Annotated in this window: 15 protein-coding genes, 2 pseudogenes and 1 riboswitch; of the genes and pseudogenes, 9 read left to right on the forward strand and 8 right to left on the reverse strand. The window is 63.8% G+C overall.

Annotation, left to right across the window (positions count from 1 at the left end):
* Positions 1 to 127: 127 nt before the first annotated feature.
* From CH285_RS14860 to CH285_RS14880, 5 genes and pseudogenes are all read right to left on the reverse strand, one after another.
* On the reverse strand, positions 128 to 574 hold the full coding sequence (locus tag CH285_RS14860; protein ID WP_032372409.1) for a VOC family protein: 447 nt from the start codon (positions 572 to 574) through the stop codon (positions 128 to 130).
* Between the two features lie 139 nt (positions 575 to 713).
* Entirely contained in the window at positions 714 to 1,553 is an 840-nt protein-coding gene (locus tag CH285_RS14865; RefSeq protein WP_094643220.1) for an SDR family NAD(P)-dependent oxidoreductase, read from the reverse strand.
* Entirely contained in the window at positions 1,550 to 1,894 is a 345-nt protein-coding gene (locus CH285_RS14870; protein WP_255032329.1) for a nuclear transport factor 2 family protein, read from the reverse strand. The genes CH285_RS14865 and CH285_RS14870 overlap by 4 nt, the downstream gene beginning before the upstream one ends.
* Positions 1,895 to 1,987: 93 nt before the next feature.
* Positions 1,988 to 3,226 (reverse strand): annotated as a pseudogene (locus tag CH285_RS14875) (benzoate/H(+) symporter BenE family transporter).
* A gap of 15 nt (positions 3,227 to 3,241) precedes the next feature.
* Positions 3,242 to 3,329: riboswitch (ZMP/ZTP riboswitch) on the reverse strand.
* 223 nt (positions 3,330 to 3,552) lie between these two features.
* Positions 3,553 to 4,416: a hypothetical protein gene (locus CH285_RS14880; RefSeq protein WP_230592982.1), complete on the reverse strand. Its 864-nt coding sequence runs from the start codon at positions 4,414 to 4,416 to the stop codon at positions 3,553 to 3,555.
* A 12-nt stretch (positions 4,417 to 4,428) separates the two neighbouring features.
* Here CH285_RS14880 and CH285_RS28425 point away from each other — a divergent pair.
* The 3 genes and pseudogenes from CH285_RS28425 to CH285_RS14890 form a co-directional block, all read left to right on the forward strand.
* Positions 4,429 to 4,512, forward strand: a pseudogene (locus CH285_RS28425) (hypothetical protein); the annotation flags it as partial.
* A 33-nt stretch (positions 4,513 to 4,545) separates the two neighbouring features.
* Positions 4,546 to 5,340: an EAL domain-containing protein gene (locus tag CH285_RS14885; protein ID WP_052068838.1), complete on the forward strand. Its 795-nt coding sequence runs from the start codon at positions 4,546 to 4,548 to the stop codon at positions 5,338 to 5,340.
* Between the two features lie 258 nt (positions 5,341 to 5,598).
* Positions 5,599 to 6,006: a hypothetical protein gene (locus tag CH285_RS14890; protein WP_094643260.1), complete on the forward strand. Its 408-nt coding sequence runs from the start codon at positions 5,599 to 5,601 to the stop codon at positions 6,004 to 6,006.
* Here the strand turns inward: CH285_RS14890 and CH285_RS14895 are convergent.
* Positions 5,979 to 6,488, reverse strand: a complete 510-nt coding sequence (locus CH285_RS14895; protein WP_141215014.1) for a hypothetical protein — start codon at positions 6,486 to 6,488, stop codon at positions 5,979 to 5,981. The two genes, CH285_RS14890 and CH285_RS14895, sit on opposite strands and share 28 nt — an antisense overlap.
* A gap of 94 nt (positions 6,489 to 6,582) precedes the next feature.
* Between CH285_RS14895 and helR the strand changes: the two genes are divergently transcribed.
* Positions 6,583 to 8,745 carry an RNA polymerase recycling motor ATPase HelR gene (gene helR, locus CH285_RS14900; protein WP_032370561.1) on the forward strand — a complete coding sequence of 721 codons (2,163 nt, stop codon included), beginning with the start codon at positions 6,583 to 6,585 and terminating at the stop codon, positions 8,743 to 8,745.
* Here the strand turns inward: helR and CH285_RS14905 are convergent.
* On the reverse strand, positions 8,701 to 9,621 hold the full coding sequence (locus CH285_RS14905) for a LysR family transcriptional regulator (RefSeq protein WP_032370562.1): 921 nt from the start codon (positions 9,619 to 9,621) through the stop codon (positions 8,701 to 8,703). The two genes, helR and CH285_RS14905, sit on opposite strands and share 45 nt — an antisense overlap.
* A 73-nt stretch (positions 9,622 to 9,694) precedes the next feature.
* Here CH285_RS14905 and dapA point away from each other — a divergent pair, with 73 nt between their 5' ends.
* The 5 genes from dapA to CH285_RS14930 all read left to right on the forward strand — a co-directional run bounded on the left by dapA (position 9,695) and on the right by CH285_RS14930 (position 16,097).
* Entirely contained in the window at positions 9,695 to 10,639 is a 945-nt protein-coding gene (gene dapA / locus CH285_RS14910) for a 4-hydroxy-tetrahydrodipicolinate synthase (RefSeq protein WP_048320355.1), read from the forward strand.
* A gap of 71 nt (positions 10,640 to 10,710) precedes the next feature.
* Positions 10,711 to 13,092, forward strand: coding sequence for an ATP-binding cassette domain-containing protein (locus tag CH285_RS14915; RefSeq protein WP_032388369.1), 2,382 nt, complete (start codon positions 10,711 to 10,713; stop codon positions 13,090 to 13,092).
* A gap of 29 nt (positions 13,093 to 13,121) precedes the next feature.
* Positions 13,122 to 13,682, forward strand: a complete 561-nt coding sequence (locus CH285_RS14920; protein ID WP_027497135.1) for an isochorismatase family protein — start codon at positions 13,122 to 13,124, stop codon at positions 13,680 to 13,682.
* 98 nt (positions 13,683 to 13,780) lie between these two features.
* A complete protein-coding gene (locus CH285_RS14925; protein ID WP_027497136.1) occupies positions 13,781 to 14,581 on the forward strand; it encodes a HugZ family pyridoxamine 5'-phosphate oxidase in 801 nt (266 codons plus the stop codon).
* 112 nt (positions 14,582 to 14,693) lie between these two features.
* A complete protein-coding gene (locus CH285_RS14930; RefSeq protein ID WP_032366182.1) occupies positions 14,694 to 16,097 on the forward strand; it encodes an NAD(P)/FAD-dependent oxidoreductase in 1,404 nt (467 codons plus the stop codon).
* 91 nt (positions 16,098 to 16,188) lie between these two features.
* Here CH285_RS14930 and CH285_RS14935 read toward each other — a convergent pair whose 3' ends face one another.
* Positions 16,189 to 16,848: an urease accessory protein UreD gene (locus CH285_RS14935; protein WP_032370565.1), complete on the reverse strand. Its 660-nt coding sequence runs from the start codon at positions 16,846 to 16,848 to the stop codon at positions 16,189 to 16,191.

Below are 16,848 nucleotides of genomic sequence, written 5' to 3' on the forward strand. Positions count from 1 at the left end.
GGCGGTCGGGCGGTCCGAGCATGACGGTAACCGGTACTTCACACCGGAACAGGACAATACGACGAGTTCTGATATGCAGGATTACCGGTACTGTCCTGAACGTTCGATCGACCTTGGTAATCGGTTGTCACTGCGGCGGCTCCATGAATTCGATCGTCTCTCCGTGTGGACCCACCGCGTACATCACGCGGGTGCCCACCTTTGCCCCGCCGGCAATAGGTTGAGGAGTTCCCTGCGCCGTCCACCCGAAGTCCGCGATTCGCGTCAGGACCGCGTCGATGTTGTCGACCTCGAAGGCAAGATGCGCGAAACCAGGATCGTGTGGTCGAGAGGATCCCTGCTCTCCCTCGACGTTGCGATATTCCAGCAGTTCGATCGTCTGCCCCGCAACGGATACCACCGCCATCCGGACTGTGGCCCCGTGCGCTCCGGTGACCTCTCCCAGAAACTCTCCACCCATCTCACCGGTGCGTTCGAGGACCGCGCCGAGACCATCGATCCAGAACCGAAGGGCGTCATCGAGGGAACCGACGGCGAAGCCGACGTGGTCGGAGCGAAGGATTCTGAACGACATGCCAGGAGCCTACGCCTGGCATGTTTCACGAATTGCGCTTCTGTTCGGCTCTCATCAGTCCGCCTCCGACGATCAACCGCTGGATCTCACCGGTCCCCTCGTGCAGCCGCGGCAGAATCAGCGAGCTCCACCAACTCGGTTACTCCGGAAAATCCGCGCTCCGAGACAGCCTTTCGTTCGACCGGATGTCGCCCAAGTTTTGTTCCAGCGCACCGATCACGGCGTCGTACCCGCTGTTGCCCAGGATCAGTCGGCGTGGCGGCGGGTCCTGAGCCATCGCTTCGATCACCGCACGGGCACCACGATACGGATCGCCCGGCTGCACCCCGTTCATGTCGACGAAATCGGCACGAACCTGTTCCAGCATGTCGTGGTAATCCGGAATCGCTTCCGCGACAGGCTCGTCGGCGAATCCAGCGTAGGCGTTGGTGCGGAAAGCCCCTGGTTCGACCGCCAACACGGAGATGCCGTGCTCGGCAACCTCCTGGCGCAGAGCGTCTGTGACGGCTTCGATCGCGTATTTCTTAGCGCTGTAGTAGCCGAATCCGACCGCCGCCAGAAGTCCGGCCACTGAGGATACGTTGACGATCCACCCACTTCTGCGGGTGCGCATTCCTGGTAGCACGGCTCGCGTAACGGACAGTACTGCAAAGAAATTCAGCTCGAACATTGCCCGGATCGAGGCTTCGTCCATTCCCTCGATCGATCCGTACCAGCCGCGACCGGCGTTGTTGACCAGCACGTCGATACCGCCGAAATGCTCTTCGGCCGTTCGTACCGCCTGCAGTACCTGTGCCGCGTCCGTGACGTCCACAGGCACGACGAGAACGCGGTCACCGTACTGATCGGCCCACGACGCCAGTTCCCCTGGACGCCGCGCCGTGAGTACCACGCGCTCCCCCGCCTCCAGCGCCACCTCGGCGTACGCCATGCCGAAGCCGCCTGGGGTGCCACCGGTGATGAACCATCGCTTGCTCATGGCTCGATCACCAACCGGTTGATCAGCGCGCCGTCCAGAGTGAAACGGTAGTGCAGGTCGGCGACTCCCCCGGGAAAATTGCCTTCCAGGTGCTGCGTGACGTCGACGGTCGTGCCGGTCGCGGTCGCTCCCGTGAACTCCGATGTGTAGGTGTACTCACTCTCATTGACCGAGGCGGTCAGCCAGGCCTCGATCTCGTCTCGGCCCGAGTGGTCGTGGCCCTCGTCGGTCACGACGGCATCTGCGGTGAACACGGTGATCGCGCGAGCGCCCTGTCGGGCATCGAGGGCGGTCATGAACTTCTTCACGTTGTCCGGGAGTGCATCCCATTCTGTGGTCATGACACCACGGTGATGCCTCCCCCAGGGGGAAGGTCAATACCGGATCGGCACACCGGTGTCGATGACCGAGACTCGCCCCGGCTCCCCGTCGACTCACGCTGTCTCCGAGGACGTCAAGCGGCGGTCCGTGGCTTGCCCAGCAGCAAAGCGTGCAGCCAGCCCGGCCAGGAGCGCCCAGAAGGCAGCGTTGACACCGACGATGACTGTACCGGACGCGGCGGTCACAAAAGTGATGACGACGGGGATTCGCTCTACCGGATCAGCGAACGCGGCGGTCAACGACGCGGCGAGTGTCCCGAGTAGGGCTAGTCCGGCGACCGCGGCAATGACACCGACGGGGGCAAGTGCAACGAGTGTGCCGAACGACGCCGACGCCACGCCGAGCAACATCAGGACGATTCCCGCAGTCAGACTTGCAATCCATCGGCGAGTGCGGTCCACACCCGCGTCCGGCCCGGCAGCCAGGGCGGCGCTGATTGCAGCCAGGTTGATCGCATGCCCGCCGGCGGTCGCGCCGAGCAGGGTGCCTGCGCCGGTCACGAGCATCGATCGCCGCCACGGAACCTGGTAGCCGAGACCGGCCATGACCGCTACACCCGGGACGTTCTGTGAAGCCATGGTCACGAGGTACAGCGGAAGTGCGATCCCGACGACACCCGCGACAGTGAACGTCGGCGAAGTCAAATGGACCCGAGGTACGAGGTCCGCCGGGCCCACCGTGGTTTCGCCGGCCGCCACCGTGATCCCGATGACGACTGCGGCGGCAAGCAAGGCGAGGGGCGCGGCCCAACGGGGCGAGAACCGAAGTGCAACAAGCTAAGTCAGGACAACCGGGGCGACAGCGATCGGGTTCACAGCCAACCCGGTGACCGGGCCGAGACAGAGCTGCAGGAGGACCCCGGCGAGCATGGCTTGGGCAAGCGAGGTGGGGATGCGGGTGACCAGCGCCGCGAGCTGGGGTACCAAACCGGTAAGGACGATCAGCACCCCCGTGACAAGGAACGCCCCCACCGCGGCGGGCCAACCGCCATCGACGGTGCCGGTGGTCGCGAGCAGGGCCGCGCCGGGGGTGGACCAGGCGGCGGTGATCGGCAGCCGAGTCTGCCAGGAAAGGACGATGCAGGCCAGACCCATGACGACGCTGACAGCGAGCAGGCCGCTGGCGGCTTGCTCGTAGTTTGCTCCTACCGCTGTCAGGCCGCTGAGGACTACAACGAACGAACTGGTGAACCCGACCAAGGCCGAGACCACGCCTGCCGTGATCGGTGGCGCCAGTCCACCCGTCTTACGTGCATCAGAATCGGCGGTATCACGCGGTGGGGTGTGGCTCATGGTTCTCCTCGGCTCGGTGGGAGCCCAGGCGCGCGGCAGACGTCAACAGACGAGGCCGCTTCCCGATGGTGATCCATCCACAGCGCCAGTCACGGCCCGACCACAGGGTAGACCGAAACTACGGACCATCGGTACCGGAACAACCGTGACCGCTTCATCCCATGGAGCAACCCGACGCGCACCACCCGAACCATCTTGGGTGCCATTGATGCTTTCGCCCGGTATCGAAAAGACTGTGCGCGTTGCGAACCCGGGCAGTCCTCGATGGTCGGCCGACGAAATCCGTGCCGCCGCCGAAGAGGGCCACGGTTCTATCGGTCGCAGTGTCATTCCGGGTCGTTCGAGCGTGCCTGCGTCTCTTCGATCCGTTGCCTCTGCCGCACACCGTATGCGGCTTCGGTGACTACGCGATCGTCTTCGAGGCCCGAACCGAGCGCCCCACCGATGGTCGCAATGGACGCGAGTAGCCAAGCGAGGCTGAGGTAATCGGAAAAGCCGACCGCGTGTCCGAGGGTGCTGGACAGCAGTCCCGGAGGAAGTGTGAGACACGCGGTCCCCAGCAGCATGCAGAACAGGGCTATGTGGAGGACGACAACGCCGATCACCAACGTCACGGCTGTCGCTGCGTTGTACAGCACAGATCTGTCTCGCTCTTCGGCTGATTTCGGCCGCTCCCACAATTCGTGATCGAGAATCAGCCACAGAACCATCGCCGCAATGGAGAGAATCGTCGCCGCGCACATTCGCCATGGGCCCATTGTGTCGGCGAACAACCAAATCGTGCTGGTAGCCAGCGCGAACGCTCCGGTGGCAAACGCTCCGACCAGCACTTTCGACAGCCCTGTCACGAGCCGCCACGGCCGGTTCGCCCGCACCATCCCCGACAACAGCCGCAACCGTCGAAGTCCCGACGGTGCGAAGAAGCGTGTTCCGCCCTCGATGTTCTCGCTGGGAAACCGCGATTGTGCGCCGGGTGGGGCTAGTTCCGGTTCACCCACGGCACAGGCGATTGCCAGTTCGGTCACCGTGCGGACGCGGTCCTCGATACGCACACCACCCACCGCTGCAACGGAGATGAGCGCGAATAATCGTTCGGCGCTGACGTCGGCCACCACCGGCATGGTGTCTTCTCGCCGTGGCAGATCGGTGAGGTACACACTGTCGAACGAGCGGAGGAGATCGCGCGACACATCGCCCGCACCATCGCGAAACCATTCGATGCCGAGGACGTCCCCATCCCACTCAGTGCCAGCATCGGTGTCGCTGTCTCCGACTCGAATTCGACAAGGCATGAGCTGATTCACCGGGCAGATCTGGCAATGTACCGCGCCAAGGACAGCGGAACCGGTGGCCATGCAGTTTTCGACCCGGGAGACCTGTACGACGCCGACCGGATCAGATCGCTGTCGGTCGACCTGCGCGCGGCATTGAGCTCGAACGAACTCACCATGGCATACCAACCTCTGGTGGACATCTCGACGCGTGAGGTCGTTGCAGTCGAGGCGCTCGCCCGCTGGAATCATCATGATCTAGGGCCTGTCGAGCCGACCGAATTCGTCGCAGTCGCCGAAAGAACACGTCTCGCAACACCATTGGGCGCATGGGCGCTCCGCGTCGCGTGCAGCGACGCAGTGCGGTGGCGCGCATTCTCCGACGTCGTGGTGCGCGTCAATGTCAGTGCGCTCCAACTGCGAGACCACGAGTTTCCGGCGCAGGTCGCCACTGTCCTGGCTGACACCGGCCTACCACCGAACGCACTGGGTCTGGAAGTGACCGAAACAGTGTGGGTCGCAGACACCGAACGAGTGGCGAATACCGTTGCGGCGCTGCACGCAATGGGCGTGTCCTTGCTCCTCGACGATATGGGCAAAGGGCACAGTTCCATGTCGTATCTGGACCGGTACCCGATGTTCGAGAGCTTCAAGATCGACAAGTCATACGTGGCCCGGTTGCCCGCCGTCCGCGCCAGGGCAATAATCTCGGCGATCGTTGCACTCGCCCGCGCGTTCGACGTCACAGTCGTCGGCGAAGGCGTCGAAACCGAAGAGCAACTCGAAGCACTCGCCGCAACAGGATGCGACGTAGCTCAGGATTCCTGCTCGGACGTCCGATGACCGCCGCAGCAATCACCGATCTGCTGCTCTCTTCTGACTGAACCCCCGTCACTTCGCTTCGTGATAGCGTGCCGAATCAGAGCTACTCGCATAGCCACCCCAGCTGCAGAAGGCACCCGCGCCGCCTCCGACAGCCCTTCAGGGGCAAGGTCCGCCCGGATCTGCGATGAAGAACGTTCAGTTACGTCACGCCGTGTTCATGATTTCCGACCGGTGCAACGGCGCGCGGGGCTGGTGCACAATGCGATTGGAACTCTCATGACCAGGAACCACGTCGAAAAGCACGCAGCTCGGGCTTACGCCGCGGCTCACGGAGTTGCGTATCGGCAGGGCCTTGCGGCGGCGCGCGCGAACTGCACCATCGTGCTGCCCTACGCGCAGCGACTGTTGATCGAAGCGATCGAGGGCTGCGGAATCCGCCACTGGTCCAACGTCCACGATTGGGACGGCTGCGGCCGAGCGAGCATCACCGACCTCGGCGGTGAGCGATTCGTGCTCACGCCCGATGTTGTCTTACCGGTCATTCGTGAACACCTCGACGCGCACCCCAATCTCGAACCCCTTCACATCGACAGCTACTTCGCCGACGAAGCAGTACAACGAAGCCTGTTCGGCGGCGTCATCTACCGACTCGAGCTTCACCGCGGTGGTGGGCTGACCGTCTGATGCCTCGTTACGCGTCGTGCACGCCGCTCCGTGAGTACGAGAAGTAGGCCGGGAATTCCGGCGACGGTCCATGGCGCTACCGCCCCGACAGTCGGAACCACCTGAAGCACTCCCAGTCCGCAGAAGTCCGATGAGTGTCCGCACACGATCGCGTCGTAGGGCGTTGCCACGAAGGAAATGGTCAGCGCCGTGGTGAGGAACGCCAGGACCCCGGTCGAGATGGCCGCCGCGAGCGCCTTCGGGGACGCACACAATCCGGTCCAACCCCACGCGAGAAGCGCTACGCAACATGTCACGCCGATCAGAGCGACAGCAGCGCCGACCTCACCGCCGTGACCGTCGACCCGTACGCCGGTCACAAAACCGAGCTGAACGGCTCCGCCGGCCAATACGCCCGTGCCGATCAAGGGAAGTAATCCACGCAGAACACGCAACGGGCGTCTGCGGCGTGATGCGGAGAAGAAGATTCGCTCTCTTTCCACTTTCAATGTATAGCTCACCCGGGGTCTTGCGGCAAGACCCCGTCGAGGGTTCAGAATGGCTCGCTGCACACCCGCACCATCGGATCGGAGTCCCGTGAAATCAGTGCCGCCCCATGTCTTCGACCTCCCCGACAGGCTCGCACCGAAGCGCCAACCCACGCTCATCGGTCATGACCGACAGCACTTTTCGGCGATCACCGCCAGCATCGAGAAGTCACGTTCCGACACGATCGCTCGATTGAACGCCATCCAGAAGTCATCCGGGCGGATGGGACAGGAGGTGATGGAACGTGATTTCGAGATTCACCGATTGAACGGGCGACTGCGCCAACTGCGTCGTTACGGTGCCGATCTGTGTCTGGGGAGGTTCGTCCCCATCGACTCGGACCAACCGGTGTACGTGGGGCGTACCGGCTTGCTCGGCGATGCGGGCGAGCAACTGCTCGTCGACTGGCGCTCCCCCGCTGCCGAGCCGTTCTTCGGTGCAACCCATGCCAACCCGATGGGGCTGAAAAGCCGTCGCCGCTATCGGTGGACGAACGGCAGCATCACCGACTACTGGGACGAAGTGTTCGATCCCACGTCTCTGGATGACAACGCCGCGCTGGACGATCAGTCCGCGTTCATCGCCAGTCTGGGTGCCGAGCGCTCACCTCGGATGCGTGACGTACTGGGCACGATCCAGGCGGATCAAGATGCGATCATTCGAGCCGATGCGCACGGGGCACTGGTGGTCGACGGCGGACCGGGAACCGGGAAAACTGTTGTTGCCCTTCACCGCACCGCGTACCTGCTGTACGCAGACTCACGGATAGGACACAACCGCGGCGGAGTACTGTTCATCGGTCCGCATCAGCCCTACCTCGCGTACGTCTCGGGCGTACTCCCCAGTCTCGGCGAGGAGGGAGTACAAACATGCACCCTGCGCGACCTCGTCGCAGAGGGAACACATGCGCTCGACGACACCGATCCTGTTGCGGCGCGGCTCAAGGAAGACCTCGACGTCGACGCCGTCATCGAGGCGGCTGTTGCCTTCTACGAACAACCACCGACCCACGACGTCACAGTCGAAACAGACTGGGGAACATTTGTATTGACGCCGAACGACTGGGTGGAGGCATTCGGTGCGCCAGATCCCGGTACGCCGCACAACGAGGCTCGCGAGCTGATCTGGGACCTACTGACCACCATCGTGACCGATCGCTGTGCCGCACAGGGATCCCGCGAAGAATTTCGGCAGTCGCTGCAGTTGAACGAGGATCTGCGTGACGTCCTGGAACGCTCGTGGACGATCGTCGATGCCGCAGACCTCGTCGCGGACTTGTGGACCGTTCCGGCATACCTGCGCACATGCGCACCCTGGCTCGACGCGGACGACATTCGAGCACTTCGATGCGCTGATGCGACACGCTGGACTGTGGCCGACCTACCGCTGCTCGACGCGGCACGGGCGCGACTCGGCGATCCGAAACATGCTCTACGACAAAGACGCCGATCACTGGCTGCTGCGATCGAACGCTCGCGAATGGACAGTGTCGTCGACGAGTTGATGGCGGTCGACGACGACGAGATGATGGCCGCGCAATTCCGTCAGGAGATAATTCGGGATGCACTCGTCGATTCGTCCGGCTTCGAGGACCATCCGACGGATCCGCTGGCGGGTCCCTTCGCGCACATCGTGATCGACGAGGCTCAGGAGTTGACCGATGCGCAGTGGCAGATGGTGATTCGGCGATGCCCTGCTGGGAGTTTCACCATCGTCGGAGACCGAGCGCAGTCTCGTCGGGGCTTTACCGAGACGTGGCCGGATCGGCTCGAACGAGTAGGTATCGACGAGGTGACCGTCGCCGCTCTCGGCGTGAATTACCGGACGCCGCAAGAAATTATGGACGTGGCCGAGCCGGTGATCCGGGCGGCGCTGCCCGACGCCAACGTTCCCACGTCGATACGCAGTACCGGCGTGCCGGTCGAATACGGTGACGTCGCATCGCTTTCGACGGTTCTCGCCGATTGGCTCGGTTCGACGACCGGCGGAACCGCATGCGTGATCGGTGATCCTACTTTTCCGCAGTCCGATCGAATCAGCTCGCTGACACCGCAGCTCGCCAAAGGTCTGGAATTCGATCTGGTCGTTCTGATCGACCCGGATTTGTTCGGCTCCGGCGTCGCAGGTGCTGTCGACACGTATGTGGCGATGACACGAGCCACAGGTCTACTCGTCGTCTTGACCACGTCGCAGCGCGAGCGAATCGAGTAGATCCAGCACGGCGTGGATCGCCGGACTCGCATCGGCGCTGCGCCTCCACGCGGCATGCACTTCTCGCTTGGGGGCGCGCGCCAGCGGGACCGCCACGAGCGTCGGGCCCAGAGGCGGTCGCGCGAGACGGGGAATCAGTGCCAGCACATTGTCTGCCTCCACCAGGGAAAGCTGAGTGGAGAAGTCGTCGACGAGGTGCCGAACGTCGATCTCGCTCGACGTGTCCGCGAACAATCGACGAAACCACTGGTGGCACACGGTGCCCGCCGGACTCGTCACCCACGGGTACTTCGCGAGGCCTACCGGTGTCAGTGGAGACTCCCCTGCGGCGAGGGGGTGGGTTCGATTCATGACGACATCGCCGTGGTCGGTGTGAATGGATCGCCGAACGATCGAGCGAGGAGCCACTGCGGGAACTCCGTCGGCGTCGTGCACCAGCGCCAGGTCTGCTGCTCCCGAATGCACACTGTGCAGCGCCTTATCCGGGTCCTCCTCCCCGATCTGCACGGTGAGGTCGGAATAGCGAGCGCTCGAGGTCGCGAGTGCAGGTGCGAGCAGACCGCGGATCGCAGTGGAGAATCCAACCACTCGTACCACCCCGCGCGCGGCACCCTCGTCTGCCGATCTCGCCGACTCCAGACACCGCTCGAGGGCGTGGAACACCTCGTCCGCGGATTCGACCACTGCCCGTCCGGCCGGCGTGAGCACAACACCTCTGCCCGCCTGCGCAAGTACCGGCGTTCCGACCTGGCGTTCGAGCCGTTTGATCTGCTGAGAGACGGCCGACGCGGTGTAGCCGAGCTCGTCGGCCGCTTTCGTCAGCGTGCCCAGGGCGGCAACTGCACGCAGCGCGTGGAGTGCATTGATATCGATCATGAAGCAAAGGTACGCAATACTGCCGAAATTACATCGCTGGACCGAGACGATCATGTGGGCTCACACTCGGACGATGAACATGTCCACTCCTTCGGCCACGTCGACGTTCGGCACCAACCTGGTTGCCATGTGCACACCGATGAACGCCGATGGGCAGGTGAGCCGCACCGGCACGGACGCCTTGCTGACCCACTTGCTCGCGACCGGTTGCGACGGCGTCGTCGTCGCCGGCACCACCGGGGAGGCACCGACTCTCACGCCGCGTGAGCAGGCCGATCTGATCACGGCGACGCGCGAATTCTCGGGCCACGCCCTGCGTGTGATCGCGGGTGTCGGCACCAACGACACCTCCGCCGGGATCGAGTCGGCGCGACGTGCCGCCGATGCGGGGGCCGACGCATTGCTCGTCACCGCCCCCTACTATTCGCGCCCCACGCAGGCCGGCGTCGCCGATCACATCGTCGCCATCGCCGATGCCGGAGCCCTTCCGGTCATGGTGTACGACGTGCCGGCTCGGACCGGTGTGCCGATCGACGCGTCGACCCTGGTCGACCTCTCGCGGCATACCTCGATCACGGCGGTCAAGGACGCGAAAGGCGACCTGTACGAGGCGATGAACGTCATGGCTGAAACCGACCTGGCCTATTACTGCGGTATCGACGAATTGACCCTGCCCTATCTGTGCTGCGGTGCAACGGGTTCGGTGAGTGTGGTCGGCAATGTCGTCGCCGACCGCTACGCCGACCTCTTCGACGCGGTCCGTGCCGGAGATCTGACTCGCGCGAACGCGGTACAGCGATCGCTGCTACCTCTCGTCGAGGCCGTCATGCGCACCACCCAGGGAGCGATCATGGCCAAGGCGGCCTTGGTCGCCATCGGTGTGCTGGTCGACGCCACGGTGCGGCGACCGTTGCTCGAATCGTCCGCCGCAGATCTGCAGCGTCTGACCCACGCGTTGGCGGTGACAGGAATCGATCAGGAATCGAGAAGCATGCGCGTTCCGATACGACTACCGTGATCGCACACATACCTCGGTGCAATCGACCTTCTCGGTTTCGGTTGCCGTGACGATCAGGAGACACCGCGAGCATGGCGACGACCAAGGTCACGCAGAAATCGGCAGCGCACGCCGCCGACAGTCACGATCTGATTCGAGTACAGGGCGCGCGGCAGAACAATCTCGCCGACATCAGCGTCGAACTTCCCAAGCGACGCCTCACGGTGTTCACCGGTGTCTCCGGGTCCGGAAAGAGCTCCCTCGTCTTCAGCACCATCGCGGCCGAATCCCAGCGCATGATCAACGAGACCTACAGCGCCTTCGTTCAGGGCTTCATGCCGACTCTCGCGCGGCCCGACGTCGATGTGATGGACGGGCTCACGACGGCCATCATCGTCGATCAACAGCGAATGGGTGCCAATCCCCACTCCACCGTCGGAACCGCCACCGACGCCTATGCCATGCTTCGCATTCTATTCAGCAGAGTGGGGAAGCCGTATATCGGCTCTGCACAGGCTTTTTCGTTCAACGTGGCATCGGTCTCCGGTGCAGGTGCTTACAAGGTGGACAAGGGAGGTCGTCAGACCACCGAAAAGAAGTCCTTCTCCGTCACCGGTGGAATGTGCCCGCGCTGCGAGGGACGCGGCTCGATCAGCGACTTCGACTTGAATGCCCTGTACGACGCGAGCAAGTCCCTCAACGAGAGCGCCATCACGATTCCCGGCTACAGCATGGAAGGCTGGTACGGCAGAATCTTTCGCGGCTGCGGTTACTTCGACCCCGACAAACCCATCGCGAAATACACGAAGAAAGAGCTCGACGATCTGCTGTATCGAGAGCCCACGAAGATCAAGGTCGAGGGCATCAATCTGACCTATTCCGGCCTGATCCCTCAGATCCAGAAGTCGTTCCTCTCTAAGGACGTCGACGCGATGCAGCCGCATATCCGGGCGTTCGTGGAGCGTGCGATCACGTTCACCACGTGTCCCGAATGCGACGGAACGCGGCTCAACGAGGGTGCACGATCGTCGAAGATCAAGGGCATCAACATCGCCGACGCCTGCTCGATGCAGATCAGCGATCTGGCCACGTGGGTCGCAGGCCTGAAGGAACCGTCGGTCGCACCGCTGCTGACGACGCTGAGCGAGACCCTGGACTCGTTCGTGGAGATCGGCCTCGGCTACCTGAGCCTGAATCGGCCGTCGGGCACACTGTCGGGCGGAGAAGCGCAGCGCACGAAGATGATTCGACATCTCGGCTCGTCGTTGACCGACGTCACCTACGTGTTCGACGAGCCGACGACGGGTCTTCACCCCCACGACATCGAACGGATGAACAACCTTCTTCTGCAGTTGCGGGACAAGGGAAACACCGTTCTCGTCGTCGAGCACAAGCCGGAAACGATCGCCATCGCCGACCATGTCGTCGACCTGGGGCCCGGTGCCGGCAGTGCGGGTGGGCACGTCTGCTTCGAGGGCACCGTCGACCAACTGAGGCAGAGCGATACGGTCACCGGCCGCCATTTCGACGACCGCGCGAGTCTCAAGGATTCGGTTCGCGAGTTCTCGGAGGTGCTCGAGATTCGAGGGGCGGATTCGCACAATCTGCGAGACGTGGACGTCGACGTTCCACTCGGCGTGCTGGTCGTTGTCACCGGAGTGGCGGGCTCCGGTAAGAGCTCGCTGATTCACGGGTCGCTTTCGGGCACCGACGATGTGGTCTCGGTCGATCAAGGTGCCATCCGCGGATCGAGGCGAAGCAACCCCGCGACCTACACGGGTCTGCTCGAACCCATCCGCAAAGCCTTCGCGAAGGAGAATGCGGTCAAACCCGCTCTGTTCAGCTCCAATTCGGAGGGTGCCTGCCCGACGTGCAATGGGGCGGGAGTCATCTACAGCGACCTCGCCATGATGGCCGGCGTTGCTACGACGTGTGAGGTGTGCGAGGGCAAACGGTTTCAAGCTTCGGTACTCGAGTACCATTTCGGCGGCCGAAACATCGACGAGGTGCTGTCCATGTCGGTGGCCGAGGCCGAGGATTTCTTCTCCGACGGACCGGCGAAACTGCTTGCAGCACAAAAGATTCTGCAACGGCTGAATGACGTCGGACTCGGCTACCTGAAGATCGGCCAGCCGCTGACGACTCTCTCGGGCGGCGAACGGCAACGACTCAAGCTCGCGACACACATGGCCGAGAAGGGTGGGGTGTACGTACTCGACGAGCCGACCACCGGGCTACACCTCGCCGATGTGGACAAACTGCTCGGGTTGCTCGACCGCCTGGTCGATTCGGGTAAGTCGGTGATCGTCATCGAGCACCATCAGGCCGTCATGGCCCACGCCGACTGGATCATCGACCTCGGCCCAGGAGCCGGGCACGACGGCGGCCTCGTGGTGTTCGAGGGCACCCCCGCAGATCTGGTGGCGGACGGATCCACCCTGACCGCGAAGCACCTGGCCGCGTACGTCGGATAGCTGACCAGAACCGACTCGATGGAGACGACGTGACCACCCTGCCCGACCGCCCTGCAACTGCACTGTTGATCGTCGACGTCCAGAACGACGTCATGGCCGCCGCCCACGATCGCACTCGCGTCGTCGACAACATGGTGCGACTGGTCTCACGAGCGCGAAAGACCGACACACCGGTGATCTGGGTGCAGCATTCCTCGGACCACGAGCTCGTGTCCGGCAGCCCGGGCTGGCAACTCGTGGAGGAACTTCCGATCGACGCCGGAGACGCATTGGTGCACAAGAAGCATGGAGACGCCTTCGAGGACACGTCCTTGGAGGAGGTGCTCGCCGGTGCCAGCGTCGGTCGTGTGGTGGTTGCCGGCGCGCAAACGGACTTCTGTGTGCGATCGACTCTGCACGGAGCTCTGATTCGTGGGTACGACGTGACCTTGGTCAGCGACGCCCACACGACGGAGAACCTGCCGGACCCCGCCCTGCCTACAGCGCAGCAGGTCATCGCGCACACGAACATGTACTGGGACAACCAGACCGCACCCGGTCGAACCGCATCGGCCGTCGCCACCGAGGACGTCGCGTTCGTCGGCCGCTAGCCTGACGCTCCTATTGTTGCTCTGTTCGACTCGTGCTGACGGCAACCCGGTCACGCACGCACACCATCTCGTTCCGGGACGAACGTAGACTGCCGCCCATGGCACTCGATCACGGCGATCCCGGCGACGCCCCGTCCGTTCCCCCTCCCCTGTCTCCGGTGGTCGCGGACCGTCGTCCGTCGGCGGCCGAGGAGGCGCGCACGATCGCTGCGTCCACCAATATTGCGACGCTGGCCAGCCTGACCGCCGACGGCGATCCATGGGCGTCGTTCGTGACATACGGCTTGCTCGACGGAGCACCCGTGCTGTGCGTGTCGCGGATGGCGGAGCATGGTCGAAATCTCGACGGTGATCCACGAGCGAGTCTGTCGATCGTTGCACCCCAGTCACAGACGGACCCGCTGGCCTCGGGCCGCATCACGCTGGCCGGGGTGGTCGAGCGACCGGCAGGAGCCGAGCTCACTGCCGCACGACAAGCGCATCTCGACGCGGTGCCGGCCGCCAAGTACTACGTGGATTACAGCGACTTCACGCTTTGGGTCATGCGAGTGCATCGGGTGCGATGGGTCGGCGGGTACGGCCGAATGGATTCGGCGACGGCCGACGCGTACTCCGAGGCGTCCCCGGATCCCGTGTCTCCGTCCTCGGCCTATGCCGTCGAGCACCTCAACGCGGACCATTCGACGTCTCTGTTGGCGATGGCCCGAAAGCTGGGGGGCTACCCGGACGCGACCTCGGCGACGTGTACGGCCGCAGATCGATACGGCCTCGATCTGAACGTCCACACACCGCGCGGTGTGGCCTACACCAGAGTCGGTTACGCCGAGCCCATCGATTCCGCGGACGAGCTGCGCGCTGCAACGGTGGAACTGGCCAAGAGGTCGGCTACTGCCCCGTAGTTCCCCGCGACAGCGATAGCTGCCCGACGACCGGTAGCTGGGCCCTTGGCGAGACGCTCCGCCCCGGGGCGACTACCGTTGTGGCTACATCGCAACGTCTAGGGAGCAGGTAATGAGCATCCAACCGGTCGAATCGAAGCGTCACCGTGTCGTCGTCATCGGTTCCGGGTTCGGAGGTCTGTTCGGCGTCAAGGCGCTCAAGAAGGCCGACGTCGACATCACCCTCGTCGCAAAGACGACCCACCACCTATTCCAGCCGCTGCTCTACCAGGTGGCCACAGGCATTCTGTCCGTCGGTGAGATCGCTCCCACTACCCGCGTCATCCTGCGCAAGCAGAAGAACGCCGAGGTGTTGCTGGGCGACGTGCTGAACATCGACCTCGAGGCCAAGACGGTCACGTCCAAGTTGCTCGAGCGCGTCACCGTCACCCCGTTCGACAGCCTGATCGTGGCCGCCGGTGCCCAGCAGTCGTACTTCGGTAACGACCATTTCGCCGAGTTCGCGCCCGGCATGAAGACAATCGACGATGCACTCGAACTGCGCGGACGCATCCTTGGAGCCTTCGAGCAGGCGGAACTCTCCGACGACCAGGAGGAGAAGGACCGCCTGATGACGTTCGTCGTCGTCGGAGCAGGTCCGACGGGTGTCGAACTCGCAGGGCAGATCGCAGAACTCGCCGACCGCACCCTCGACGGAGCGTTCCGCAACATCGATCCCCGCGACGCGCGCGTCATCCTGCTGGACGCCGCACCGGCCGTCCTTCCCCCGATGGGCGAGAAACTCGGCCGCAAGGCAGCCGAACGGCTCGAGAAGCTCGGTGTCGAGATCCAGCTCAACGCGATGGTCACCGACGTCGACAACGACGGCCTGACCGTCAAGGAAAAAGACGGAACGACGCGTCGTATCGAGGCTCAGTGCAAGGTCTGGTCCGCGGGCGTGCAGGGCAGCCCGCTCGGCAAGCAGCTGGCCGACCAGTCGGGTTCGGAGACGGACCGCGCCGGCCGAGTTCTGGTGGAACCGGATCTGACTGTCAAGGGTCATCCGAACGTCTTCGTCATCGGCGACTTGATGTCGGTCAAGGACGTTCCCGGCATGGCACAGGGTGCGATCCAGGGTGCCACCTACGCAGCCAAGCTGATCAAGGCATCGGTCAAGGGGCAGGACGACCCCACCCAGCGAGCACCCTTCAAGTACTTCGACAAGGGCTCCATGGCCACGGTGTCTCGGTTCAATGCGGTGGCGAAGGTCGGCAAGCTGGAGTTCGGTGGCTTCATCGCATGGCTCATGTGGCTCGCCCTCCACCTGTACTACCTGGTGGGGTACCGCAGCCGTATCACCACGGTCATTTCCTGGTTCGTCACGTTCCTCGGTAGAGGCCGTGCTCAGATGGCATCGACGGAGCAGCAGGTGTTCGCGCGGCTTGCCATCGAACAACTGAACTCTCTCGAGAAAGCGGGCGACGTGAACAAGCGGACGGCCGAGGTCGAAGAGGAACGCGAAAAAGCAGCGGGTTGATCCACGCAGCACCCGCAAGGTAAGCGAAGCAGAAAGGGCTCCGTCCGACGCACATCGTCGGACGGAGCCCTTTCTTTCTGCCCTGCCCGATCTATCGGGTCGGCTGAAGGCGATGACCGACGGAGGTACTCAGCGAGCCACCCCCGGCCAAGGACAACCGTACGGTGCCGCCCGCCAGATCGACCTCGGAATCCCGACTGTCCGGATAGCGAAGCGTGCTGGACATCGACATCGGTGCCGACAAGCCGTCGTGCGCCACCGTCCCCTCCCCCAGTTCCACCCGGTGGCGCAACAGCGGCCGGCCTCCCACATCGCAGTGCATCGAACTCGCCCACTGTCCCGCCACCTCGTCGAGCCTGCCGATCTGTACGCGCTCACGCAGCCAGAGATCCGAGTCTTGTTCCAGTTCGATGACATTGAGCACCGTATGAGAGGCATCGGAGACGACGACCATCGGCTCGGGGTCGAAGACGAGTGACGCTCCCGCCCCCAGCTCGACGTGCCAGTGCGCCGACGAATGACGTTGTGCTGCACCGGGCATCGCCAAGGACGCCGCCACACTACGCACATCCAGACGAGCGCCGGCAGCCACCGAGATCCTGACGCTGATGGTGTCTCCGCCGAGAGGCGTGGCCGCGGTGCCGATCAAGTGGACGGTGTCGGGCCCCGTCTGCCTACCTGCGAGTCCGCCGACCGATGTGATGCGGGGACTGCGTCGACGACTCGCGTCGATGCGGAGCTCGGTGTGCAT

The sequence above is a fragment of the Rhodococcus sp. 05-2256-B1 genome (assembly GCF_002258465.1).
GTDB lineage: Bacteria > Actinomycetota > Actinomycetes > Mycobacteriales > Mycobacteriaceae > Rhodococcoides > Rhodococcoides fascians.

Bases quoted from the DNA above. Each gene is read 5' to 3' on its own strand.
- CH285_RS14860 (WP_032372409.1), bottom strand. From the start codon at position 574: ATGTCGTTCAGAATCCTTCGCTCCGACCACGTCGGCTTCGCCGTCGGT.
- CH285_RS14865 (WP_094643220.1), bottom strand. From the start codon at position 1,553: ATGAGCAAGCGATGGTTCATCACCGGTGGCACCCCAGGCGGCTTCGGC.
- CH285_RS14870 (WP_255032329.1), bottom strand. From the start codon at position 1,894: ATGACCACAGAATGGGATGCACTCCCGGACAACGTGAAGAAGTTCATG.
- CH285_RS14885 (WP_052068838.1), top strand. From the start codon at position 4,546: ATGTACCGCGCCAAGGACAGCGGAACCGGTGGCCATGCAGTTTTCGAC.
- CH285_RS14890 (WP_094643260.1), top strand. From the start codon at position 5,599: ATGACCAGGAACCACGTCGAAAAGCACGCAGCTCGGGCTTACGCCGCG.
- CH285_RS14905 (WP_032370562.1), bottom strand. From the start codon at position 9,621: ATGATCGATATCAATGCACTCCACGCGCTGCGTGCAGTTGCCGCCCTG.
- dapA (WP_048320355.1), top strand. From the start codon at position 9,695: ATGAACATGTCCACTCCTTCGGCCACGTCGACGTTCGGCACCAACCTG.
- CH285_RS14915 (WP_032388369.1), top strand. From the start codon at position 10,711: ATGGCGACGACCAAGGTCACGCAGAAATCGGCAGCGCACGCCGCCGAC.
- CH285_RS14925 (WP_027497136.1), top strand. From the start codon at position 13,781: ATGGCACTCGATCACGGCGATCCCGGCGACGCCCCGTCCGTTCCCCCT.
- CH285_RS14930 (WP_032366182.1), top strand. From the start codon at position 14,694: ATGAGCATCCAACCGGTCGAATCGAAGCGTCACCGTGTCGTCGTCATC.
- CH285_RS14935 (WP_032370565.1), bottom strand. From the start codon at position 16,848: ATGCACACCGAGCTCCGCATCGACGCGAGTCGTCGACGCAGTCCCCGC.